The organism is Buttiauxella selenatireducens (assembly GCF_031432975.1).
Classification (GTDB): Bacteria; Pseudomonadota; Gammaproteobacteria; order Enterobacterales; family Enterobacteriaceae; genus Buttiauxella; species Buttiauxella selenatireducens.
Window position 1 is genome coordinate 1,672,681 of the sequence record NZ_CP133838.1, and the last position, 22,523, is coordinate 1,695,203.

The following is a 22,523-nucleotide window of genomic DNA, read 5'->3' on the forward strand; positions in this document are numbered from 1 at the left end:
CTTTATGGTCGCTATCGCTTGGAATCAGTTAGTTGCACAAACTAAGAGTGCTCGATAATCTAAGACTAATCCGAACGACTTAGTGGGGCATAACATGGGATGGCTCGGTGAGGTGGGTAGGTTAGTTAATGTGATGATAAGGAAACTGAAGTAAATGGCGATACCGTATACAGCACCTAAACACCGTGAAGGGGCTTTTAATTGTCCACATTGTCTGGCTTATGCAAAGCAAGAATGGTTCCATTTAACATACGCAAAAGCCGGCCATGGGTACAATGCTTATTTAGAGTTAAGTATTTGTTCACGCTGCGAAGAATTTAGTTATTGGCACGATGAGAAATTAATTATTCCGCAAAGCTCTACTGTAGAGATGCCAAACTCTGACATGCCTGAAGACTGTAAGTCCGATTACATGGAAGCTAGAAGCATCGTTAATCTATCTCCCAAAGGAGCTGCTGCACTCCTTCGCTTGTGCCTTCAGAAACTGATGGTCCATTTAGGCGAATCGGGGAGCAACATTAATACTGACATTAAATCCCTTGTCCAAAAAGGGCTACCACCGCTCATTCAACAAGCAGCGGATATTTGTCGTATTGTTGGTAATCAGGCAGTCCATCCTGGAGAGATTAGTCTTGATGATGATCCACAGTTAGCCCATAGCCTCTTCAAACTGCTGAATATTATTGTTGAAGACAGAATAACAAGACCTAAAGAAATTGAGGCGATGTTCCAAAGTATGCCAGCCAATGCTCTGAAAGGGATTGAGGGACGGGATAAATCAACGGCTTGATTTTTCATGAGCGTCTGGAAGGTTAGTATTCATAAATCGGTTAAGGGGAATTTATGGCTGGTGTGTTAGCAAGTACGGCAGCAGCAGTTGGTATTATTGATAAAGCTGTTGGGATTGCAAAAAAGCTTGCCGATGATAGCGGTGAACTTGATAAGGCTACGCTGAAACTTGAACTCGCAAACCTGATGAGTGAACTTGCCAGCGTCAAGATGGAAGTTATCACCACACAGGCGTTGTTGTTTGATGCGGAACAGAAAAATAAGAAACTTGAAGAGCAGTTAAAGGACAAGCAGACCTTCACTTTCAATGATGGACTTTATTGGAAAGAAGGTGATGAAACTGCTTTTTGCCCTAAGTGCTACGAGGTCGAAAAGGTTCAGACACATATGATCTTCTCGCGTGCGGTTGGTAGTTATTCTGCATCTTGGTACTGTAACAATTGTAGAAACAGCATTTATCCAAAATCTCGCTAAAGATCATTTTTCGTTATCGTTGGTATCGAACGTATGGGAGTGAGGGCAGGATTGCGAGTGTGTAACCAACGTGAACAGGTAAATGCTGTTCTCATAAACACACAGCCGCTTTCCCCCTGTAACTCCTGTTCCTCTGGGTTGGACATTGTGATTCTTCCCGCCTGCGCCGAAAGGGGCAGCAGCACACAAAGTAGCGTTAATAGTCTCATCACTTCTACTCTCCGTTATTTCACCCGTTGTACGGTTTTACCTTTGGTAAATCGCCTTGCGATGTTAGATATTCAGGTCCAGATAGGTTTGATTAACTTCATCCTGGGTAATGTCCAGATACGTCATAGTAACCGCCGGACTGCTGTGGTTTAGCATCTTACTGATAACCTCAATCGGTGTTCCTGTCTCCCACAATGCACGGCCCCGACATTTACGCGCCGAATGGCTGCTGATGTTCTTATCCGTTACCATTTCTCCCGCATCACTGAATGCACGGCTTGCCGCTTCTCGTGTGATCGGACGTGGCTCAAGGTTCTTAACCCTGTTGGATTTGGACTGAAACAGGAATTTATCCTCTGGGTATTCAGCACGACGACGGAGGATAATCTCCCGTGCTCGGTTGTTAATCGGGAATACTTTCGCTTTACCTGTCTTCTTTTCCTTTATGGTCACTACATTCCCAGCAACATCATCAAAGGTCAGGGCCAGCAGATCGCTAATGCGTAGAGCCATATTGAGGTTAAGCGCCCAGGCATCAGCAAACGTTTCATTGCGGCGGCGTAGCACCGCCTCTATTGCGCGAGCCTCTTCCGGTGTTGGTGCATTGGTTTTAGCCATGAGGCATACCTCCCTTTACAATCACGTTGTGAGTAAATGATTGATCATAACTCGATCATTATCAAGGTGTTTTTACATCACAAAATGAATAAAGACAACCCGCCCAGTTGAAGGGAATCTACAGAGGTCCTCTCTTGCGGTTGTCTGGTCGAAAAATATCCCAGTACTGTTGGTGATCTGTTAGGCATGTGATTAGCTAGCTATCTATTTTGGCAAATCTTGGTCAAATATCGTACAAACTCACAGTGCGACAGGTGCCACACAGGGCCACCGCCGCGCCAGGTCACCACAACAGGGTGGACCGCTTGTGTTGCATAGTTACTCGATAATTTTGCATTATAATTCAATCTGGGATTGCATAAAACGGTGTGGGTTGGAGTGGCAAACCAAGTGAACTAAGAAAATCATTGTGTGTCAGTGTGTTACGTTACGTTCTCTCATGTTAGGTCACAATCTATCAGAGTGTGATGTAATACTTCGCGCTATTTCTTGGCTGCTCTCCTTCCACAACAATTGGCAGGTCTAAACCACGCTGATCTCCTCATCTTCACCACATCAGCCGCCAGTTGCTGGCGATATTCTCAGGCCTGTTTCGGCCTCCTCTCTATACCCTTTCGCCACAATGTGAACAGCCTACCCAGAAGGGCCTCTGTGCTTTACCAGACGCACCAGACGGTGACTTCTCCCACAATACGAATAACCTGTTGAGCTTGTCTCAGGGCTTCCCACAATGGCTTACAGAGGCCCACATTTGGCTGATTTATGATGTTTTTATGTTTTTTCAACAAAAATGAAAAATGGTTTCAGATAAAGATTGGTGCTTAGACGCAGTACCCCGCATGAGATTTCACGATGTCAGCAATGGCGCGGGTTCTCGGTGTATTCGTGGTGTACTTCCCAACATGGTGGTCGCCAGTAGATGAGCACAGCAGGCTACAGGGGACGGTCATATTCATCTAATTACTTCAAATTAAATCAATTAAATGGGTATTTATTGGCGAGTGTGCGGCGGGGCGGTTGCAGGTCGGGATAGGGGGAATCGTTATTGACGGGGGGGTCAGAAGGCCATTAGTAAAGGTTCTTAACCAACCATTGGTAAAGAGTCTTAACTAGCCATTGGTTAAAGTTCTTAACTAACCATTAGTTAAAGTTCTTAACCCTACTATATCTTTCTATATCATTACTAAATCAATACCTATATCACTTTAAAACCAGGTCAAGACCAAAGGCAAACGGCTGGGATGACTGAGAGTCATCAGTGGTGTTAGAGATTGATAACTGGAATCACTCCGTGATGAATGGCTCCGCCTCACAGCGTTCCACGCTGCTATTTGTGGAATGGCTCCGCCAGAGAGATGCGCTCTCATTTTGTGGGAGACAAGCGCAAGCGCGGCAGTACATTGTGAAGTCGTCGATGACGACAGGAGCTATCAACGCGACGATCCGACTGTGGGCGGCGGCGTGGCCCCTACACTCGCCCTGAATCCATTTTAACGAGCTGTGCGGCACCGTCAGGTGATTTATCTTCTAATTCATGTGTATGTGTCACTCATTGCCTTGCATTGCTCTGTGGTGCCTTACGTTTATCTTGCTGAGTCAGCGACTATTTAACCAACATGGCGTCAAACCACTTGACGAAGGGGGAGAGAGTGTGTATATTTGCCGGATGCATGTGTTGCGTAGTTATTCTTATCATCTATTAAATAACTAAATATATTGACAAAGAAAGTGATTTATTGTAAACTGGTATTCTAAATTGAGATGACTCAATGACTTAAAAAAAATCATACTGACAACAGGGGACCCTATGGCAAAACCAGCCAAATTTAATTTCGAACTTCACGATGCACAAACCATTGCCGACGCCATTTTGAACGGTGTCACATCTCTTCAAAACCTTCGCGCTTTCCGTTACCGAGTTGGTACACCAAAACAAGCCGATGCTCGATACCCAGAAACACGCGCTGCAATGCAGATAATTTCTGCTGAACGGAAGAAAACCCGTGACCGCAAAGCTTTCAAAACCATTCTAAAGCCGCTAAGTAACCAGTACGCCGCAGGATCGACACTGGTTGAGATTTTGAAACCAGTACTCGAAGGTTACCGCCAGATGTATATGGAAAAGCTAGGCCTTGCACTCACTCATGAGCAAATCATCATGTTGTTGATTGCAACTGATGGTGTGGAACAGCTTGAAAAGTATGGCTACAGCGTGATCGGTGAGTTTCCAGCAACCACAACCGCATAACGTCCGACCCACGGCGACAGCCGACCCCAAGAAATACCAATTAAATAGCCGAAAATCGGCAACGCTACCCCTGATTACTCCCGTAATCCCCAGGGGCGATCCCGTATATCTTTTTGGAGGACCGATGACATGAATATTAAGTTCCAGGATCACGTTTTTCAGGCGTTACTTGCTGAAGCCAACCGCCAAAACAAACCGATGGCGAGGCTGTGCCACGAAATATTGGCTACTGCCGCAAGCATTTTCGACAACGCACCAACCATACCCAACGAGGGGACAAACCAGAATGGAGATACTAATGATCGAGACGGTAGAAACTAATAAATCAGACGACCAAGACGGCACTTTTGATCGCAACTACACCGAAGTTAAGCGAATTACCACCCTAACCTCTAAGAATGGAATAGATAAGGTGGGCAACGGTAAAGATTCAATGCTCGTACCTGTACCTGATGGAACCAAAGTACCCTTTACTGGAAACATGAAAATCGTCTACGCCTATCTATTCACTTTCCAGGATAACGAGAAACGCCACAATTATCCGGCACCGATCCACCCAAACATGGAAATGATCGCATGGGAGAATGGCATCACTAAACCTACGGCGCAAAAAGCCGTGGATGCTTTAATGTTAGCGGGTGTGCTGATAAAAGATCAGATTCAGGTTGGCAACGGGTTTAAGTCCAATAATTACGTCGTGTTAAAACCATCAAAAGTGGTCGAGATGGGAATTATTCCGACACATCCGAGCGAAGCAAAAAGCAAGAACCAAAAGCAGCAGCCCGAGGAAAACAACAATGGCAAATCCAAAGAACCAAACCACGCCGACGATGTGGTGCCTTCCACGGCAGATACTGGAGAATCAGAATTTGTTCAACAGCTTGCTAGTGATCGGTTCGATGATGTTTCCCCTGATGATGAGGTAAGCGAGGAAGAAGATCCGGTTTTCCCAGTGCCAAAGGCAGAACCAGAACAAAGCCCAGCCGTTCAAACTGAACCAGAACGCGCAGACTTTATTAATTTAGAATATTGGTTCCATGGTGGTGAAGAAGACCGCGAGGAATACGGGAGACAGTGGGGAAAAACTAAACCAGGTGAGATAACCGACTTGATCCATAGCCACTACCGCGCCGCGCAGAAAGATAAAGAGAAAAACCGAGGTTTTAAATCTGCCGCCAATGATGAGCAGCCTGGTGCTGATGTCCGGTATAGACAGCAACAGGAACAGAACCTAGCAGCTAGTCGGCCTGCAAATGGATTTTCCATGCAAGATCTGAACCAAATCCCTTATTAACGTAATGTGAGGTGCAATGAATGATGACCGCAACAGCGTAAACGCTGAACAATCCAACAAATGGCAGACTACCCGCCTGAAGTACCGCAAGTACGATGAAGCCCTAATAAAGAAAGCCAAAACCATGCTTGTGTATGGTGTTTCACCTGGCAAGGTAGCACTACTCTGTCGGCTTGATCCTGCATATGTCGACCAGCTTTTTTTAACGTGGAACCCCACGTTTCGCAGAATTTGCAAACCGAATCAATTTACTACCCAGCGTATGGCAAAACAGCTATTCAGTGATGGTGCCAATCTTGAAAGCATCTGCAAGTTATTAGACATCCCAATTTTCACCCTGAGTGAATATCTAATCACAGCAGGCGTTTCCAGAGTCGATGTGATGGCCCGAATGCCTGAACCAACTCATAAATTAGCAGTTGAATATCGAAAGACTATCGCCAGAAAACAACGGGCGAAACACAAAGCTTTTTCCCTGCACTAAATTCCGCATGAATTTACTTGAATACCTAGCGCTGATCCCTTTATCAGTGGCGATAACTCATTGCCTGCTGTCTGGGATCGGTCTGTTTTACAGATACCTAAAGGAATATCACATTGAAAAAATTAGAAGAAGTAAGAGCCGAGCTACTCAAGGCAATGACCACAGCGAACGCAGAAGACGAGCGGGAAGACCTTAGCAAAAGTGCGGATCAGGCCCTGGCTGATGCAATTCAAGGTTATCTCAGCGTAAGCAACGAACCAGCAACGCCAAAGGTGGGGAAAACCATTAAAGAGAAGGGGATTGCCCTCTGTCACAGCGTTCAGGGATATAGCGCTAACCTACGCCCTGTCAGTCTGATGATGAAAAGCAAGCTCGAAGACTTGACCACTGAACAGCTTGAGGCCCTGAAACGCCTTGGCTACGCCATTAACCAGGTGGCTGAATGAGTACATCGAACAAGATAGTAACCAGTACCGTCAACGAAATTTCCTTCTCTGTCAACCAGACAAGTTACGGGCAAGCGCTAAAGAAAATAAAGAGCATTGGCAAAGCTTGGGACAATGTCGGCAAAAGCTACGAACGCAGCGCAGAGAGATTCAAATCTCACCCAGTCTTTGGCGGCAACGGTGGGAGTTCACCAAACAAACCCTCTAAACCCAACAGCACAAAGCCACAGCGTGAGGCCCTCCGCCGTCAACGTGAACAGCTTCAACTAGAGAAAAAACTCAACACCATTAAGGCCCGTGGCATTCGGTTTAGCACTGCAACCAACAGCTACAACCTAACAGCACCACAACGCGCCCAAGCGATTCAGGATTTTAGCCAGCTAACGAAACAATTCCACAATGGCTCGTTGGCCCTTGGAGTGTATAACGCCCGTGTAGCCCAATTGCAGCAGCGCCTACGCCAGCAGGGTGGGTTAGTCAAAAAGCCGGTGACTGTTCCGGTGAAGGCCAGGATAACCAAGCTCGATACATCACTCCTTGATCAGGCTGGTCCGGCTATCGCGATTGGTGCCACCATCGGTATTGGTGCAACCATTATGCGCACTGGTCAGGATATGGATTCGGTTATATCGGGTTTAACGGCTGTAACTGGTTCATCCGAAACCGCTGCAAAAGAGTTTGAATATCTTCGTGGCGAGGCCAATCGCCTTGGATTGGATTTGGTTAAGACATCTCAGGAGTACATGAAATTTAGTGCTGCCACTAAAAGCAGCATGACTGAGGCCCAGACTAAAAGTATTTTTGCTGGGTTATCTGAATATTCTACGGTTTTAGGGTTGTCTGCTGAGAAAAGTAGTTTAGCTCTCAATGCTTTAACGCAAATGTCGAGTAAGTCAGTTGTCAGTATGGAAGAACTGCGTCAACAGTTTGGGGATCAGATTCCTGGTGCGTTGGCAATTTTCACCAAGGCTTACAACAAGGTTAACAAGACAGCCTTGTCCGAGGGCGAGTTTGCTAAATTGGTAGGTGATGGCAAAGTATTAGCCAAAAATGTTTTACCTGCCGTTGGTGACGAATTAAAAGCTCTGGCCCGTAACGGTGGTGCTTTAAATAAAGCTGTGAATAGCAACCGCGCTGCTTTTCAACGTCTACAAACCTCAATGCAACTTTCTCAGAAAAACCTCTTTGATGCGGGTTTCGGTAAGAGTCTAACTGATGCCTTTAACGGCGTAACTGACGCTATCAACAGCAACCAAAGTGCATTCTCATCATTGGGCGAGGTTTCTGGCAAAGTCATCGACGGGTTTATGGCGGTGGCTGGCGGGGTGTATAACGCCTTCATCGATATTGACGGCATAATTAAAACCTACCTCCCCAGCATCTCGAAATCATTTGAAGGATTAGGAAATACAGCAGCTTACGCTACAGGCATTGCTTTGTTTACAGGCAGTCTGTGGAAGCTGGGCGGGGCGCTGAAGTACATCGTGGGCTTCCTCAACCCGTTGCGTGGAGTTGTTGGCACACTCCAGACCCTTGGCGGTCTTGGTGGAATAACAACTCCAGGGACAGACAACAACGGCAATCAAGGCGCAGATAAAGGAAAACCAGGCCGCAAGCCAACGAAAGCGGGTAGGGGTGGCTTCTCAATCGGACTGCCAGCAGTTATTGCGGGTGTTTCCCTGTGGAACCAGGTTGACGAAGTTCAGGCCGACCCTCAAGCATTCCTGAAAAATGTACAGAAAAACAACAACAGGCCGACGATGTGGACTGATATTAAAGAGTTCTTTGCAACCCATTCACTGGGATTAACTAACTCATTCGTTGGGATGAACACACTACCAGGCTTACCAGGAATGCAACCAGCCGTTGCAGGGCAATCTGGTATGACTTATCAGCCAATGGCACAGCTACCAGGGATTGATAACCTTGCTACAAGCTTGGGTCTCGATAAGCCGCTAGAGGTGGCAGGTAAGGCTGATTTGCAGGTCAATAACGAAATCAAGTTAACGTTTGATGACTCCAGGTTCAGCGATGCCATACGTGCAGTAGTTCAGGAGCAAAACATATACAACATGAATATGTTGCTAGGCACACAGGAGTAAACCTCCACTAAATGGCCTCAATGATGAGGCTCGTGAAATTTTCAGCCTGAAAAACGCCAACCCTCTGAATAGTCGTGAAAAATCACATTATATTGATTGCATAAGATATAGTAACATGATAAAATAATAACTATGGTGATAATTGTAGTTTGTAATGCGTACTACTGCCGTTATTACCCTGACAACTCCTAACGAATACAAAGCGGCCTACGCCTTTAGGCCCTTTTCTCATGTGTTTAGACCGCTCCTAAGATTTACCTCTCAAGGCGGGAAGGCTCTCAGCCAGCCGCTGAACATATGATAAAAGAAAAGTTTCGCTGACCCTTGGATTAGCGGATTTGCCGAAGCCCTTTCATCCTCGGAAGGCTGTCAGCCGGACACTAACGGCATCAGGTGTTCAGCGTTTGAGGCTCCTTACCTCTTGGATGGCGTTGAGCACCTACCCATTCTCTCCGGTTGCAGGGCAATGAACTAAAAGTTCACCCGTGAACGGGCCTAATCTCTCCATCAGAAAACGTTAACTCTCATGAGTTCTCCTACCCCAGGCGGGATCTCCCGTCTTGGTTTTTTTCTGTATGGATACCAAACAAGAAGGCCATCGAATGATGGCCTTTTTTGTACCAAAACGGCTTGGTCGTGAAATATGCCAGCCGATCAAAACAACTGCCGCCAACTGGCAGAACATGACTACTGATTGGAGAAACAAAACTATGAAAATGGGAACAACTCAACGTTCTTACAATTCGGTGATCGCGTATGCCGCAGATCCGAATTTTGACAGAAAGTCGCTCACTGTCGATCTGGCTGTCGATGTGCAACCAGGTAGCTGCATTACAAGTGCTGGGGCTGCTTACGTATCCGGAGCTGACTGTCTGTTAGTGCTGAGTCATCACAATGCAGGGGCAGATGCTCACATCATCGTTGCAGACCGTGGCGTTTATATCAAACAGGACACCATCATTGCTGTTATGGGCGCGACGGCTGGCCCGTTAGCTGTTGCAGCCTTGACCGCTTCAGGCGATATCCGCACCACCACACCAGACGCAGAATAATAAGGAGAAGACAACATGGGACTATCAACCAATTTCAGCTTTGCTGACTACACCAACACCTTTGTAAATTTGCCAGCACAAAACACGTTGCTGACCACACTTAATGTTTTCAGTGATCGACAGACTTCAGCAAGTCCGAAGGTGAGCCTCGACGTGATTGATGAAATTGCTCAAAAAGTAGCTAGCTCAGTTAATCGCTATTCATCTGACTGGTCCAGTACAGTGAAGAGTAGCGCCTCTAATCACCTTATTGAGGCCCCTCTTTATGCATTCCAGGATCGGATTACAGCAGCCGATATCCAACCATACCGCAAACCAGGTAGTGACTTGCAAGCAACCATCATGGACGCTGTAACCTCTTCGGCTCTCGCTATGCATGATAAGTACATGCGCACAAAAGAAAAAATGTTCGCAGATGCACTTTTCCGTAATACCGTTGATGCACCATACACCCAGCAGCCGCTCATTTCATGGGAGGATGAGTTCGGATACCAACAAGCGACCGGAACGATCAAAACCAACGTTGCTTCAGGTGACCCGCTACGCAGTCTGGATGACGCTGTGACGGCTGCTAAAGTGCGAATGGGTGGCCTGGCTGGTCATCTGGATGGCTTTATCCTCCTTGCGGGTAGCAATGTCTACAAGGGGGTAAAATATCACCCAGATATTCGGCAGAACGTCCAGATGGGGCTGTTAGATCGTGACGTGCTGTTTAACAAGGAAATCCTCCCGGCATTTTCAACATTCTTGATCGACAATGTTCGAATTATTGAAGTGACAGATCCGCTTTACGGTGTAGGTCCAGACGATTCATACCTGGTCCCACGTTTCAGTAAACCGCTGTCGTCTAACATTGCTCTACCTTTCGGATATGTAGCAACGGCAACAAGCCGCGATCTAGAACTGGCATTTGCTGAACCGGTAGATTTTAGGATCTGGTCTCTTCAGGACAGATTTAAGAATGTGGAAATCTTCGCGGAAAGCTCAATCTTACCAGTGGTGTACCGTCCTGATATGGTCACGCTGTTGACGAATGACCCAGCGTAAGCAGTTGAGTTAACGGTTTTGGGGGCGACTTGTCCCCCACCGTGAAGAACGGCCCATAACATCGCTGTTGGCGATTTGGCTATAGCCAAACCTGCACGGCAGGTGATGGAGGGCGAGGCAAAGGAAAGGAGATATAGATGTGTAAAATAGTGATCACGGGTTTTGCTAACATGCCCTTACTCAGCATGATAGCTGATGGCAGCTTGAAAAGTGACAGTATCCTTAACGTGTCGGCATTAGCTCGTTATTGTGGCGTGGCAAGGGCGACATTTATCAGCCGCTGTGAACGATACGGCCTTGAGTCCACCATCAAGCATTTTCTCAACGAGAAGCGCCGCAAACAATGCAATACATAAAGCCAGGTGAAAGCCTGGCTTTTTTGTGCCTGTAATTTATAACATACTGACTTGGAGCCCTGCTGCTTTCAGACGTTCAGTTAGGTTTCTCATCTTGCTAAACTCAGAACCAAAACTTGACGCAATACCCAATCCCTCACAAAACTCTTTGGCGGTAACGTTTTTAAGATCGTCGGCATACTTGATCATTTGCAGGTGTAATTCTGCTGTGTAACGGTTGCGGGGGGCATCTCGCAAGGCGAGGTTAATACGTTCATAAATCTTTGCTTCTGTTGCAGTAGCCATTGGTTTACCTCCTCTATATAAATTATATAAAAAATATAAATTATATAATTTAGAAAATCAAGGTGCTTGTACAAATGAACTTTTGGCCTTTTGTTTTCTGGAGGACATACGTGCTCAACATACCCTGATAGCTCTTTCAATCCCGCTCTCTTGCTGTACGTCCTGAAACTTCCAATCTCTTGGCACTTGCTCTACAAGCACCACGATTCTGTTCTACCGCAAGAACAACCTCAAATACTGATGCTGGGGAAAGCCTGTTTTTTGTGTATGTCGTTATTATTGGGCCACTGCTTGGGCCGCGATGCGGAGCACATGTCGTTTTTGAGGGGGTTGTGTCTTTGGCTTCCCGCTGGCATTATCCTGATTAGGGATTAACGGGACGTTAATCGCAAGTAGTTGATTTTGATTTTAAATGACTCGGGGTGCCCTTCTTTGTGAAGGCTGAGAAATACCCGTACCACCTGATCTGGATAATGCCAGCGTAGGGAAGTCAGATGCCTGTCCGGCATCCCTTCTTCGCGCCGGACAGGAGCTTTATGATGCAACCTGACCTGCTACCCGGCCATATCGCCGCGTCGATTTTACTGCAACTTCGCACAACTTCCCCTCTTGTTCACTGCATGACTAACGATGTGGTGCAGAGTTTTACGGCTAATGTTTTGCTTGCCATCGGTGCCGCTCCGGCCATGGTGATTGAAGCGCAAGAAGCCGCTCAATTTAGCCCTGTTGCCCATGCGCTGCTGATCAATATTGGCACTCTGACCGCTGAACGTCGTCACGCCATGCTTGCAGCCATTCATGCGGCAAATGAATCTTCCACACCCTGGGTGCTTGATCCGGTTGCCGTTGGCGGCCTGGCGTTTCGCACGCAGTTCGCCCATGAGGTGCTCGCTCTAAAGCCGGCCGTTATTCGCGGGAATGCGTCGGAAATCCTGGCGCTGGCGAGTGGTCATTCCGGTGGGCGCGGCGTGGATAGCATCGACGATGCACTTTCTGCCCTTCCCGCTGCACAGGCTCTGGCACAACGGGTAGGGACGATTGTTGTGGTAACCGGTGAGCGAGACTACATCACAGACGGTGAAAATAGCTGGAGTGTTGCGGGTGGAGGCGTTTTGATGACGCGTGTGGTCGGCACCGGTTGTGCGTTATCTGCTGTGGTGGCCGCTTGTTGTTCATTGCCTGGCTCGAAGCTTGATAACGTCGCAGCCGCCTGCCAGTTTATGAAGATTGCGGGTCAACAGGCCATTTCAGAGAGCCGTGGCCCAGGCAGCTTTATTCCTGCCTTTCTCGACGCGCTTTACGGGCTTCATGTGGAGGCTCTGGCATGAAAGGATTAAAACGAATCAATGCGCTGACTATTGCCGGAACCGATCCAAGCGGTGGTGCGGGCATTCAGGCCGACCTGAAAACTTTCTCGGCGTTGGGCGCGTATGGCACCAGTGTGGTTACCGCGCTCGTGGCGCAGAATACGCGTGGGGTGCAGTCGGTCTATCGCATTGAGCCCGCGTTTGTTGCCGCCCAACTGGATTCAGTGTTGAGTGACGTGCGCATCGATACCATAAAAATCGGCATGTTAGCTGAAACCGATATTGTTGAAGCGGTGGCGGAGCGGCTGGCGTTTTACCACGCGCAAAATGTGGTGCTCGACACGGTGATGCTGGCGAAAAGCGGCGATCCCTTGCTTGCACCTTCGGCGGTTGACAGCTTACGTCGCAGGCTTCTACCGCAAGTGGCATTGATAACGCCGAACCTGCCGGAAGCCGCAGCACTGCTGGATACACCCCATGCACGCAATGAGCGGGAAATGAAACAGCAGGGTGACGCTTTGTTAGGGTTGGGCTGCCAGGCCGTGCTGATGAAAGGCGGTCATCTTGATGATGCTGAAAGCCCGGATTGGTTATTTACCCGTGACGGCGCGCAGCGCTTTACCGCACCGCGTGTGCAAACCCGTCATACTCACGGAACAGGCTGCACATTATCTGCGGCACTTGCCGCACTTTATCCACGCTATAACAACTGGCCGCAAACCATCGATGCGGCGAAAAAATGGTTATCCCAGGCGTTAGAACAGGCGGATTCACTGGAGGTCGGAGGCGGAATTGGGCCTGTACATCACTTTCATGAATGGTGGTAATCCGGTATATACTTGGGCTCTTTCTCTTCATCTTCCGGATACTTGCGCGACATGGAACAGGTTCACACTCAGCTTATTGAACAGCTTATCCAGCGGTTCTCGCAGGCCGATAACACGCCGTTGTATTTGAAATTCGCCGAAACGGTGAAGGCGGCTGTGCGCAGCGGTATTTTGCCGCAGGGCAATATTCTGCCGGGTGAGCGCGATCTCAGCCAGTTGACCGGTGTTTCGCGCATCACGGTGCGCAAAGCGATGCAGACGCTGGAAGATGATGGGGTAGTAACACGTTCGAGAGGTTACGGTACGCAAATTAACACCACTTTTGAGTATTCGCTCAAAGAGGCGCGTGGATTTTCTCAACAGGTGGTTTTGCGCGGTAAAAAACCGAACACACTGTGGGTCAATAAACGGGTGGTGAAATGCTCGCCGGAGGTTGCCGAACAACTGGATGTGGCGGCGGACAGCGACGTGTTCTTACTCAAACGCATTCGTTACGTTGATGAAGATGCGGTATCAGTCGAGGAATCGTACGTACCTGCGCAATTGATTGCAGATGCCGATGATATCGGCGTCTCGTTGTATGACTATTTCCGCAGCCAGAATATTATTCCGCAGCGCACCCGCAGTCGTGTGAGTGCCAGAATGCCGGACAGCGAATTCCAGTCGCACATCAAACTGGAAACACCTGTGCCGGTTCTGGTGATCAAACAAGTCGCCTTTGATCCCCAAAACCGGCCTATCGAATACAGCATCAGCTACTGCCGCAGCGATTTATACGTTTTCGTCTGCGAGGAGTAGCGCTTCATTGAGTTGTTCAAGGTGCGGCGCGCAGTCGCCGCCACGATGACTGACCACGTAAGACGCGACCGCATTACCCAGACTTACCGCATCTGCCAGACTCCACCCCGCGGCAAGACCTGCCAGGGTGCCGCCCGCATGACTATCACCCGCGCCGATGGTATCGACGACAACTGCCGGGAACGGGGCCACGTGCCCAATTGCCGTATGTGAGCCGTACCACGCGCCTTGTGTATCGAGCCGCACAATGAGTGGCGCATCATAACGTTCAAGCCAGGCGCGGCAAATGCCTTCAATGTCGTCGCCAGCCACCTTCAATCCTTCGGCGGCAATGGCGGCTTCCTGGCGATTAAGCGAGACGATCGGTTTACAGGCCATAATCCGCGCCAGCAGAGCGGCTGGAATATCGGCAATGCGTGGCCCGAAGTCGATAAATGCGGTGACCGCATCAAGCGATTCAAGCCAGTTCACCAATAAGTCTGCGCACGGGCCAGCCAGTTGATACCCCGAAAGCGAAAGCAGAGTGCCTGGTGCGAGCTGAAGTTTATCCAGCCATTGCTGATTCCACTGATGCTCAACGCCACGAAATGACATAAACGTTCGTTCGCCGTCTGGCTCAACCAGCGCCAGACACCAACCGTTATCGCCGCAGCTCGTGTGGATTTCGCTCTCGATGCCTTGTTTATCAAGGCTTGTACGAATGATATCCGCCCAGGTTCCCTGGCCAATCGGCAGCGCATTTTTCGAGGCGACACCCAGACGTGAAAGTGTCAGCGCGATATTCAACGCGCAGCCACCGATATTCACGCTTTGCTGTTGCAGTTCGATATCGCACCCGCGCCACGGCAGGGAATAAGCGTCGGCGATAACATCAATCACCGCCGAGCCCAGCACGCATACCGGGCGCTGCGCCACCAATGTTGGCAAGCGAGAATGTAATTCACTGGCTGTCATAATGCGCCTCCCGCTGCTGGCGATACGCCATAAACAGGCGGCTGTAACGCGTAAAGTCGAGCTGGTTAACATCATCAAGCTGTTGTTTTAGCGCGACATCAATGCTTTCTACGCCGTGGAGTGCACCACAAATCGCCGTCGCCATCGCACCGATGGTATCGGTATCGCCACCGAGGTTTGCGCATAAAATCGCGCAACGATTTGGATTGGTTTGCGCCAGTTCCACCATCGCAATCGCCGCTGCGACAGACTCAATGGTGCTGGTGCCTGTACCGACCAGTTGATAAACCTGTTCCATGGCGGACTCCGTTCCGCGCGCATTTCTGACAACGTTCAGCGCCAGTTCGATACGGGCACCGAGGGACGCATTAAATGTTGTGACCCATTTTTCCTGAGCATGACGGGCGATTGAAGGCAATTCGTCGCAGATGGTTTCCCAGCTTGCACCTTCGATGGCTTTTGAAATAGACCAGGCGATAACCACGGCACCGGCCAGGGCGAGATCGGATTTGTGCGTAGGGCTGGATGCAAGCGCCACTTCATCAATAAAAGCATCGAGATTGTGCGTCGGCAGTAGGCAACCCAGCGGTGAAGCGCGCATTGCCGCTCCGTTGGTCACGCCGTTGTTTTCTAGCTCGCTAACCGGAGTGCCTTGTTTTATCGCCTTCAGGGCAATTTTGGATGTAGGGCCGAGCACGTTCTTGTTGAACGCATCAAACCCTTCAGCCCAGGTCAAAATGTGGCGACCAATGGTGTCTGCGTTAATCACGCCATCGTGCTCAATAATCGCATCCGCCAGCGCCAGCGCCATCGAGGTATCGTCGGTAAACTCTGCGCGGTTGAAATAACAGGCGGCGTTGTTTTCCGCAGGCCCAGGCAGGAAGCGGTCAATCCAGCCGAAGTGCGCCTTCACCCGCGAGCGTGGCCACAACTCCGACGGCATTCCCATCGCATCACCTAACGCCTGGCCGTAAAAGGCTCCAAGAATTCGATTTTCCATCATTATGCTTCCTTTAAATCTTTTTCAGATTGATTGCCTGCAACGTCAATAGGGGTGATCTCTTTGTCCGACTCACGGAAAAACACCAGGAACAGTACGGTAATCACCGCGATCATAATGGCACCGAAGCCCCACATTCCGGCCCAGTTGAACGTCTGGCCGTTGACCGGAGCAGGGAGGGCGAACATTTTTTCCATTAGCTGTGCGCCGATGCGATAACCGAGCAAACTCCCGAAGCCCTGGCAACATAGCGTGATAAGCCCTTGTGCCGCGGTGCGCATATGGACGGGCGTTTTTTTATCCACGTAGATATAGGCGGTGACATAGTAAAAGTCGTAACTCACGCCGTGCAGCAGAATGCCAAGGAACAGCAGGCCGTAAGTAAAGATATGATCGGCACCACCGTAGACGAAGAAACCGTAACGAATTGCCGCGGTGATAAGACCAAGCAGTAATACCTTTTTAATGCCAAAGCGCTTAATAAAGAAAGGGAGCGCCAGCATAAAGAAGATTTCGGAGAACTGTCCGAGCGTCATCCATCCAGTGGCGTTATGCATACCCACTTCGGTCAGATAACCGTTGGCAAAGATGTAATAGAACGCCAGCGGCATAGCAAACAGGAATGAGCAGAAGAAAAAGACCAGGAAGTTTTTATCTCTTAGCAACACGATAGCGTCGAGGCCGAGCATCACTTTCAGGCTCATTTTACCGGTACTTTTCGGCGGCGTATTTGGCAGCGTCAGGGCAAAGACACCCAGCAGTGCTGAGCTAGCGGCGGTGATAAGCAATGGAACGTTGGTCGGTGAAATATCGCTAAAACCCAACATTTGCGGCAGGAAACCGCACACCAGACCGGAAGCAATCCAACCGATAGTCCCCATGACCCGAATGCGCGGGAAGTCGCGCTCAACGTCCTCAACATTGGAGAATGCGATGCTGTTGGTTAGCGCAATTGTCGGCATATAAGTCAGGGAATAGGCCAGCAATAGCGGGAAAAAGTAAACGAACTCCGTTTGCTGAGCGGCCAGGTACATCAACACTGCACCGACAAACATCAACAGTGCCAGCACCTTTTGCGCGGCAAAGAAACGGTCAGTCAGCGAGCCGACGAGAATTGGCGATAAAATAGCTGCGATCGCAGTACAGGCGTAAGACCAGCCGATTTCGGTTGGACTAAAACCACTTTTACTCAGGAATAGCCACAGAGGAACGAACCAGGCGCCCCAGATAAACCATTCAATAAACATCATGAATGAAAGACTAATAGTTGTACGTTTCATACTTAGAACCTTTCATGATTGTGTTGGGTACACCTTAACCATACCAATCAATAATACCTTTTAAATACCTTTGCATTGATTCTTTGAGCGCCGTAACAAAAATACCCCTTATAACGGCAAAATGTTACACCGTAAAAGCAACCAAAAGTGCTCACCGAGTGGCGAAGCAGACCAGTCACGACCAGGATTAGGACTGCCTGTTTGCATCTACGTTCAAGCAGGTCAGGAATATCCATTCTCAGTGGGCAGGGGGCTCGCTGAAATAACGGGAGCGTATTATGACTGATATTGCGCAGTTGCTTGGCAAAGATGCCGACAGCTTGTTACAGCATCGTTGTATGACTATTCCGGCAGACCAGTTGTATCTGCCTGGCTCTGATTATGTAGACCGCGTAATGGTGGACAACAACCGTCCGCCTGCGGTGTTACGTAATATGCAGACGCTATATAACACCGGTCGTCTGGCTGGCACCGGTTACCTCTCTATTTTACCCGTAGACCAGGGCGTTGAGCACTCCGCCGGAGCATCTTTCGCGGCAAACCCGCTCTATTTTGACCCTAAGAACATTGTTGAACTGGCGATTGAAGCGGGTTGTAACTGTGTGGCTTCAACCTATGGCGTGCTGGCTTCGGTATCGCGTCGCTACGCCCATCGCATTCCTTTCCTCGTCAAACTGAACCACAACGAAACGTTGAGTTACCCCAATACCTTCGACCAGACGTTGTACGCAAGCGTTGAGCAGGCGTTCAATATGGGAGCCGTGGCAGTAGGCGCGACTATTTACTTTGGCTCACCGGAATCACGTCGTCAGATTGAAGAAATTTCTGTGGCGTTTGAACGTGCGCATGAGCTGGGGCTGGTGACAGTGCTGTGGGCGTATCTGCGTAATCCAGATTTCAAAAAAGAGGGAGTGGATTACCACGTCAGTGCTGACCTCACAGGGCAGGCGAATCATCTGGCGGCCACGATCGGCGCGGATATCGTGAAGCAGAAAATGGCGGAGAATAACGGGGGCTACAAAGCCGTAAACTTTGGTTATACCGATGACCGCGTTTACACCAAACTGACCAGCGATAACCCTATCGATTTGGTGCGTTATCAACTGGCAAACTGCTACATGGGACGCGCCGGTTTGATTAACTCTGGTGGCGCTGCAGGAGGTGAAACCGACCTCACGGACGCAGTTCGTACTGCGGTAATTAACAAGCGTGCAGGCGGTATGGGGTTAATTCTGGGACGCAAAGCCTTTAAGAAATCCATGTCTGAAGGCGTGAAGTTAATCAACGCGGTCCAGGATGTTTATCTGGATGGAAAAGTCAGTATCGCCTGATCAATTGCCCTCACCCTAACCCTCTCCCCCAGGAGAGGGGATAGCTTTGTTTCTCCCGTGGGAGAGGGAACCATGATTTTTCTCCCTCTCCCCGTGGGAGAGGGTCGGGGTGAGGGCATTCATGTCACCAGCCAGGCACCTTCTTTATATGCAGTAAATAACCGCTAGCCCAACAGCGGGCAATTTGGTGGCAGGCGGCAACTGAGAGCATTGGGGTGGATATCAATACGGAATTTCTGTCCGGTCAGCGGCTCGCCATCCAGGTTAAACGTAATATCATGCGGGGCCGTTATCTCAAACCAGGATGAACGCCCATCAATAATATTCGGGCTGTCATCCGGGCGCGTAAGCGTGTTAAAAATGGCTGGCAGTAGTTCTTCGCCAGTAAAAATACGCAGCTCCAACAGCCCGTCATTAATCAACGCTTGCGGGCAAAGTTGTTGCCCACCACCTGCCTGGCGACCATTGCCAATACCAATAACCAACGCGTCACCTTGCCACTCGAATTCTTCCCCGCGAATTTCGCAACGGTCTGGTTTGAGTGTATCCATGCGAATCAGGCCGTGAATAAAATAGGCGATACCACCGAGTGCGGCTTTCAGTTTTTCTGGTGTTTCGGTCGTAATGCGTGTGCCAAATCCACCGGTAGCCATATTAATAAAGAAGGAAGATTCGTTAACCTGAACCAGGTCTATGGCCACGCCTTTGCCGACAATCGCCAGTTGTAGCGCTTTATCCAGCTCCTGAGGAATGCCGACGCTGGTGGCAAAATCGTTTGCAGTGCCCAGCGGTAAAATCCCCAACACCGGGCGGTGTTCCGGGGCAAGCTGTGCAAGTGCGGTCGCCACTTCGTTGATAGTGCCATCGCCACCACCTGCGACGACAGTTGCCACACCCATACGCCAGGCCTCTTCAACATAACGTATCGCATCCCCTTTTTCCCAGGTTACACGGATATGCACTGTGTATCCCTCTTCACGCATGACTTTCACCGCGCTGCGTAAGGTGTCGTTTTCTGCACCTTTACCGTTCAGGATAACAAGCGTTACTGGTAACTGCTCCATGGCATACCTCAGGAATTATCGTTGAATTGAGAGTGTATCTTATGCGTGGCGTTTACGGTTAAGAACGAGATGAGTCTGAGGGCTTGAGCAAAAAAGAAGGCCTGTGAAAGGGAGATTTCACAGGCCAATGAGGTGGTTCCTGGTATAGCTAGCATTTATGGGTTATGTTTTTCAGCGCTGAGATAATAACCGCATCTAACGAAGCGGTGTGTGATCGGTTTCTAAGAATTTTCTCAGCGCGAAAAAATAACGCAAATTAACTATTTAGCGTGCGGATCTCGTGAGGTCTGACCTGCCAGGTTACGCATTAGCAGCGCATAATCCAGCGATACATCTTCCGGCACAGGCATCCATACGGTATGACCATCTCCAGGCGCGACATCAATCGGTTGCGCTTTGGTGTTTTCCAGCACTTCGAGAGTAAAAGTGACGTTACCTTGCGGTGTCATTAACTCCAGGCTGTCGCCCAGCAGGAATTTATTCTTCACTTTTACTGCCGCCAGCTCGCCACGACGTTCCCCGGTAAATTCACCCACAAACTGCTGAGTTTCAGAAACCGAGTGGCCGTAGTCATAGTTCTGATAGGAATCATGATTATGGCGACGCAAGAAACCTTCGGTATAGCCACGGTGCGCCAAACCTTCGAGTGTGGTCAGAAGTGTTGGGTCAAACGGTTTTCCTGCTGCTGCATCATCAATCGCACGGCGATAGACCTGAGCGGTGCGCGCGCAGTAGTAATAGGATTTGGTACGGCCTTCAATTTTCAGCGAATGTACGCCCATTTTAGTCAGGCGTTCAACGTGTTCAATTGCCCGCAGATCTTTCGAGTTCATGATGTAGGTGCCGTGTTCGTCTTCGAACGCCGTCATGTACTCACCTGGACGCTTGGCTTCTTCCATCATGAATACTTTATCGGTCGGCGCACCTGCGCCAAGCGTAGGTTCGATGTTTTGCACCGGAATCGGCTCGTGAAGATGCACGATATTGCCCACATCATCTTCTTTGCCTTCTTCAACTTTGTATTCCCAACGGCAGGCGTTGGTGCAGGTTCCCTGGTTTGGGTCGCGCTTGTTGATGTAACCCGAAAGCAGGCAACGGCCAGAGTAGGCCATGCACAATGCGCCATGAACGAAGATTTCAAGCTCCATGTCCGGCACTTGCTCACGGACCTCAGCAATTTCTTCAAGGGAGAGTTCGCGAGAAAGAATGACGCGGGTCAGCCCCATTTGTTTCCAGAACTTCACGGTTGCCCAGTTTACGGCGTTGGCCTGCACGGACAGGTGAACATCCATTTCCGGGAACGCTTCGCGCACCATCATGATAAGGCCGGGGTCGGACATTATCAGAGCGTCTGGGCCCATATCGATAACCGGCTTCAGGTCACGGATAAAGGTTTTCAGTTTGGCGTTGTGCGGGGCAATGTTGACAACCACGTAGAATTTTTTACCCAATTCGTGGGCTTCGTTAATACCCAACTGGAGATTTTCGTGATTGAACTCGTTATTGCGTACGCGTAAGGAGTAGCGCGGCTGGCCCGCGTAAACCGCATCGGCGCCATAGGCGAAAGCGTAACGCATATTTTTCAGCGTTCCGGCTGGCGAAAGAAGTTCTGGTTTAAACATGATGTTCTCGTTCTGATATCAGGTCAGAACCGCCTCACCTGATGAAGCGGCTTGGAAAAGTGGGATTGCCACAATTTTAGGGTGGGAATTGTAACGTTATGGGAAAGGGGAGTAAACCATCGTTGCCGGTGCACGCTCTTATACCTTGAATTATTTAGGTTATACTTAGCGAAATCACAATGAATTTGGCTATTTTATGAATGATTTGAATAATCGTAGTGTTATAGAAAAGCCTCTGGAAAGCCTGAATCGCTTGATTGCTGCTTTTACCCATATTTCCGAACCTTTCCCGCTTGTTGGCAAGCACACCGAGGCTCGCTTAAAAGGTAAAAACGCGGGGTTTGAGGTTTTCGTGGTGACAAAGGGGCGAGTGGATATATGGCGTGAGGTGGATAATCGGCTGGTCGAAACCGCTTTTGCACCGACAATACTCGGGTTGCAAGGCTCTGCGTATCGATCTCAATATTATCATTTACAATTCCCGGCAGGCAGTGAAGTCAGTACGCTACCATTGCAAACGGCAATAGAAATAATCGAGCAGCAGTCGTTGTGGCGTGACATGTTTTACTACCAGGGTTATCTCAATGATCGGCAACTGCATCATGAATCAATGCTGATAAACAGCTCTACTTATGAAACTGTTTGTTTATTTCTTAAAGAGTTAGCTCATTATGCTGATGACGAGCGTGCAAGGCTAAGTGTCGCTGATTACATTTTGCAGCGTTCAAATCTTGCGCGGAGCGGCGTAATGAAAGTGCTGGCAGATCTGCGTTTCGGTGGCTATATCGAAATTCACCACGGAAAGCTGATCAAAATCCTCAATAACTTCCCCAAAAGTTACTGAAAAATATCTTATTTTTCATTACCGCTAATCCTTCCGGACTGATTGTATTTATACGAACTGTCCGCCTTCCTACACTTCGATTCGTGATCGG

23 protein-coding genes and 1 riboswitch are annotated in these 22,523 nt (G+C 49.1%); of the genes, 16 read left to right on the plus strand and 7 right to left on the minus strand.

What is annotated here, in order from left to right; all coding sequences use genetic code 11:
* Nucleotides 1-154: 154 nt before the first annotated feature.
* Nucleotides 155-790: a DUF4145 domain-containing protein gene (locus RHD99_RS07745; RefSeq protein WP_309878242.1), complete on the plus strand. Its 636-nt coding sequence runs from the start codon at nt 155-157 to the stop codon at nt 788-790.
* A 53-nt stretch (nt 791-843) separates the two neighbouring features.
* The gene (locus tag RHD99_RS07750) at nt 844-1,263 is read left to right on the plus strand and encodes a hypothetical protein (protein ID WP_309878243.1); all 420 of its coding nucleotides are present in this window, start codon (nt 844-846) and stop codon (nt 1,261-1,263) included.
* Between the two features lie 273 nt (nt 1,264-1,536).
* Here RHD99_RS07750 and RHD99_RS07760 read toward each other — a convergent pair whose 3' ends face one another.
* Nucleotides 1,537-2,091, minus strand: a complete 555-nt coding sequence (locus RHD99_RS07760; protein ID WP_309878245.1) for a tyrosine-type recombinase/integrase — start codon at nt 2,089-2,091, stop codon at nt 1,537-1,539.
* A 1,807-nt stretch (nt 2,092-3,898) separates the two neighbouring features.
* Between RHD99_RS07760 and RHD99_RS07765 the strand changes: the two genes are divergently transcribed.
* The 9 genes from RHD99_RS07765 (at nt 3,899) to RHD99_RS07805 (ending at nt 11,120) form a co-directional block, all read left to right on the plus strand.
* Complete coding sequence (locus tag RHD99_RS07765; protein WP_309878246.1) at nt 3,899-4,339, plus strand: hypothetical protein; 441 nt, start codon at nt 3,899-3,901, stop codon at nt 4,337-4,339.
* A gap of 129 nt (nt 4,340-4,468) precedes the next feature.
* On the plus strand, nt 4,469-4,660 hold the full coding sequence (locus RHD99_RS07770; RefSeq protein ID WP_309878247.1) for a hypothetical protein: 192 nt from the start codon (nt 4,469-4,471) through the stop codon (nt 4,658-4,660).
* Nucleotides 4,638-5,633 (plus strand): hypothetical protein, encoded by a 996-nt coding sequence (locus RHD99_RS07775; protein WP_309878248.1) that lies wholly within the window; start codon nt 4,638-4,640, stop codon nt 5,631-5,633. The genes RHD99_RS07770 and RHD99_RS07775 overlap by 23 nt, the downstream gene beginning before the upstream one ends.
* Before the next feature lie 16 nt (nt 5,634-5,649).
* Entirely contained in the window at nt 5,650-6,117 is a 468-nt protein-coding gene (locus RHD99_RS07780) for a hypothetical protein (protein WP_309878250.1), read from the plus strand.
* Between the two features lie 113 nt (nt 6,118-6,230).
* A complete protein-coding gene (locus RHD99_RS07785; protein ID WP_309878252.1) occupies nt 6,231-6,563 on the plus strand; it encodes a phiTE-211 family phage-derived protein in 333 nt (110 codons plus the stop codon).
* Nucleotides 6,560-8,665: a tape measure protein gene (locus tag RHD99_RS07790; protein ID WP_309878254.1), complete on the plus strand. Its 2,106-nt coding sequence runs from the start codon at nt 6,560-6,562 to the stop codon at nt 8,663-8,665. The genes RHD99_RS07785 and RHD99_RS07790 overlap by 4 nt, the downstream gene beginning before the upstream one ends.
* A gap of 575 nt (nt 8,666-9,240) precedes the next feature.
* Nucleotides 9,241-9,717 (plus strand): hypothetical protein, encoded by a 477-nt coding sequence (locus RHD99_RS07795; protein WP_309878255.1) that lies wholly within the window; start codon nt 9,241-9,243, stop codon nt 9,715-9,717.
* Between the two features lie 15 nt (nt 9,718-9,732).
* Nucleotides 9,733-10,764 (plus strand): major capsid protein, encoded by a 1,032-nt coding sequence (locus RHD99_RS07800; RefSeq protein ID WP_309878256.1) that lies wholly within the window; start codon nt 9,733-9,735, stop codon nt 10,762-10,764.
* Nucleotides 10,765-10,901: 137 nt separating this feature from the next.
* Nucleotides 10,902-11,120 carry a hypothetical protein gene (locus RHD99_RS07805; protein ID WP_309878257.1) on the plus strand — a complete coding sequence of 73 codons (219 nt, stop codon included), beginning with the start codon at nt 10,902-10,904 and terminating at the stop codon, nt 11,118-11,120.
* A 36-nt stretch (nt 11,121-11,156) separates the two neighbouring features.
* Here the strand turns inward: RHD99_RS07805 and RHD99_RS07810 are convergent, their stop codons facing one another.
* On the minus strand, nt 11,157-11,405 hold the full coding sequence (locus RHD99_RS07810; RefSeq protein ID WP_309878258.1) for an HTH-like domain-containing protein: 249 nt from the start codon (nt 11,403-11,405) through the stop codon (nt 11,157-11,159).
* A 408-nt stretch (nt 11,406-11,813) separates the two neighbouring features.
* Nucleotides 11,814-11,910: riboswitch (TPP riboswitch) on the plus strand.
* A gap of 34 nt (nt 11,911-11,944) precedes the next feature.
* On the opposite strand from RHD99_RS07810, the gene thiM reads away from it, so the two are divergent.
* Genes thiM through RHD99_RS07825 form a run of 3 tightly spaced genes read left to right on the plus strand, consistent with a single transcriptional unit; the run spans nt 11,945 to nt 14,337 of the window.
* A complete protein-coding gene (gene thiM / locus RHD99_RS07815; protein WP_309879103.1) occupies nt 11,945-12,733 on the plus strand; it encodes a hydroxyethylthiazole kinase in 789 nt (262 codons plus the stop codon).
* Nucleotides 12,730-13,539, plus strand: a complete 810-nt coding sequence (thiD, locus tag RHD99_RS07820; protein ID WP_309878260.1) for a bifunctional hydroxymethylpyrimidine kinase/phosphomethylpyrimidine kinase — start codon at nt 12,730-12,732, stop codon at nt 13,537-13,539. Before thiM ends, thiD begins: the two co-directional genes overlap by 4 nt.
* A gap of 51 nt (nt 13,540-13,590) precedes the next feature.
* Complete coding sequence (locus RHD99_RS07825) at nt 13,591-14,337, plus strand: GntR family transcriptional regulator (protein WP_183269874.1); 747 nt, start codon at nt 13,591-13,593, stop codon at nt 14,335-14,337.
* Here RHD99_RS07825 and RHD99_RS07830 read toward each other — a convergent pair.
* Genes RHD99_RS07830 through RHD99_RS07840 form a run of 3 tightly spaced genes read right to left on the minus strand, consistent with a single transcriptional unit; the run spans nt 14,311 to nt 17,571 of the window.
* On the minus strand, nt 14,311-15,291 hold the full coding sequence (locus tag RHD99_RS07830; RefSeq protein WP_309878263.1) for a PfkB family carbohydrate kinase: 981 nt from the start codon (nt 15,289-15,291) through the stop codon (nt 14,311-14,313). The two genes, RHD99_RS07825 and RHD99_RS07830, sit on opposite strands and share 27 nt — an antisense overlap.
* Nucleotides 15,278-16,294, minus strand: a complete 1,017-nt coding sequence (locus RHD99_RS07835) for an ADP-ribosylglycohydrolase family protein (protein ID WP_309878265.1) — start codon at nt 16,292-16,294, stop codon at nt 15,278-15,280. The genes RHD99_RS07830 and RHD99_RS07835 overlap by 14 nt, the downstream gene beginning before the upstream one ends.
* Entirely contained in the window at nt 16,294-17,571 is a 1,278-nt protein-coding gene (locus RHD99_RS07840) for a nucleoside permease (protein ID WP_183269871.1), read from the minus strand. Before RHD99_RS07840 ends, RHD99_RS07835 begins: the two co-directional genes overlap by 1 nt.
* 278 nt (nt 17,572-17,849) lie before the next feature.
* Here RHD99_RS07840 and fbaB point away from each other — a divergent pair, with 278 nt between their 5' ends.
* Nucleotides 17,850-18,902, plus strand: a complete 1,053-nt coding sequence (gene fbaB / locus RHD99_RS07845; protein ID WP_270144361.1) for a class I fructose-bisphosphate aldolase — start codon at nt 17,850-17,852, stop codon at nt 18,900-18,902.
* Between the two features lie 164 nt (nt 18,903-19,066).
* On the opposite strand, the gene yegS is transcribed toward fbaB, so the two are convergent.
* Together yegS and trhP are read right to left on the minus strand one after the other, a co-directional pair.
* Nucleotides 19,067-19,966 (minus strand): lipid kinase YegS, encoded by a 900-nt coding sequence (gene yegS, locus RHD99_RS07850; RefSeq protein ID WP_309878267.1) that lies wholly within the window; start codon nt 19,964-19,966, stop codon nt 19,067-19,069.
* Nucleotides 19,967-20,226: 260 nt separating this feature from the next.
* Complete coding sequence (gene trhP / locus RHD99_RS07855; protein WP_064545158.1) at nt 20,227-21,588, minus strand: prephenate-dependent tRNA uridine(34) hydroxylase TrhP; 1,362 nt, start codon at nt 21,586-21,588, stop codon at nt 20,227-20,229.
* 196 nt (nt 21,589-21,784) lie between these two features.
* Here trhP and RHD99_RS07860 point away from each other — a divergent pair, with 196 nt between their 5' ends.
* Entirely contained in the window at nt 21,785-22,432 is a 648-nt protein-coding gene (locus RHD99_RS07860; RefSeq protein ID WP_309878269.1) for a helix-turn-helix domain-containing protein, read from the plus strand.
* The last annotated feature ends 91 nt before the right edge of the window (nt 22,433-22,523 follow it).

Bases quoted from the DNA above. Each gene is read 5' to 3' on its own strand.
- RHD99_RS07745 (WP_309878242.1), top strand. From the start codon at position 155: ATGGCGATACCGTATACAGCACCTAAACACCGTGAAGGGGCTTTTAAT.
- RHD99_RS07750 (WP_309878243.1), top strand. From the start codon at position 844: ATGGCTGGTGTGTTAGCAAGTACGGCAGCAGCAGTTGGTATTATTGAT.
- RHD99_RS07760 (WP_309878245.1), bottom strand. From the start codon at position 2,091: ATGGCTAAAACCAATGCACCAACACCGGAAGAGGCTCGCGCAATAGAG.
- RHD99_RS07765 (WP_309878246.1), top strand. From the start codon at position 3,899: ATGGCAAAACCAGCCAAATTTAATTTCGAACTTCACGATGCACAAACC.
- RHD99_RS07770 (WP_309878247.1), top strand. From the start codon at position 4,469: ATGAATATTAAGTTCCAGGATCACGTTTTTCAGGCGTTACTTGCTGAA.
- RHD99_RS07775 (WP_309878248.1), top strand. From the start codon at position 4,638: ATGATCGAGACGGTAGAAACTAATAAATCAGACGACCAAGACGGCACT.
- RHD99_RS07780 (WP_309878250.1), top strand. From the start codon at position 5,650: ATGAATGATGACCGCAACAGCGTAAACGCTGAACAATCCAACAAATGG.
- RHD99_RS07790 (WP_309878254.1), top strand. From the start codon at position 6,560: ATGAGTACATCGAACAAGATAGTAACCAGTACCGTCAACGAAATTTCC.
- RHD99_RS07795 (WP_309878255.1), top strand. From the start codon at position 9,241: ATGGATACCAAACAAGAAGGCCATCGAATGATGGCCTTTTTTGTACCA.
- RHD99_RS07800 (WP_309878256.1), top strand. From the start codon at position 9,733: ATGGGACTATCAACCAATTTCAGCTTTGCTGACTACACCAACACCTTT.
- RHD99_RS07805 (WP_309878257.1), top strand. From the start codon at position 10,902: ATGTGTAAAATAGTGATCACGGGTTTTGCTAACATGCCCTTACTCAGC.
- RHD99_RS07810 (WP_309878258.1), bottom strand. From the start codon at position 11,405: ATGGCTACTGCAACAGAAGCAAAGATTTATGAACGTATTAACCTCGCC.
- thiM (WP_309879103.1), top strand. From the start codon at position 11,945: ATGCAACCTGACCTGCTACCCGGCCATATCGCCGCGTCGATTTTACTG.
- thiD (WP_309878260.1), top strand. From the start codon at position 12,730: ATGAAAGGATTAAAACGAATCAATGCGCTGACTATTGCCGGAACCGAT.
- RHD99_RS07825 (WP_183269874.1), top strand. From the start codon at position 13,591: ATGGAACAGGTTCACACTCAGCTTATTGAACAGCTTATCCAGCGGTTC.
- RHD99_RS07830 (WP_309878263.1), bottom strand. From the start codon at position 15,291: ATGACAGCCAGTGAATTACATTCTCGCTTGCCAACATTGGTGGCGCAG.
- RHD99_RS07835 (WP_309878265.1), bottom strand. From the start codon at position 16,294: ATGATGGAAAATCGAATTCTTGGAGCCTTTTACGGCCAGGCGTTAGGT.
- RHD99_RS07840 (WP_183269871.1), bottom strand. From the start codon at position 17,571: ATGAAACGTACAACTATTAGTCTTTCATTCATGATGTTTATTGAATGG.
- fbaB (WP_270144361.1), top strand. From the start codon at position 17,850: ATGACTGATATTGCGCAGTTGCTTGGCAAAGATGCCGACAGCTTGTTA.
- yegS (WP_309878267.1), bottom strand. From the start codon at position 19,966: ATGGAGCAGTTACCAGTAACGCTTGTTATCCTGAACGGTAAAGGTGCA.
- trhP (WP_064545158.1), bottom strand. From the start codon at position 21,588: ATGTTTAAACCAGAACTTCTTTCGCCAGCCGGAACGCTGAAAAATATG.
- RHD99_RS07860 (WP_309878269.1), top strand. From the start codon at position 21,785: ATGAATGATTTGAATAATCGTAGTGTTATAGAAAAGCCTCTGGAAAGC.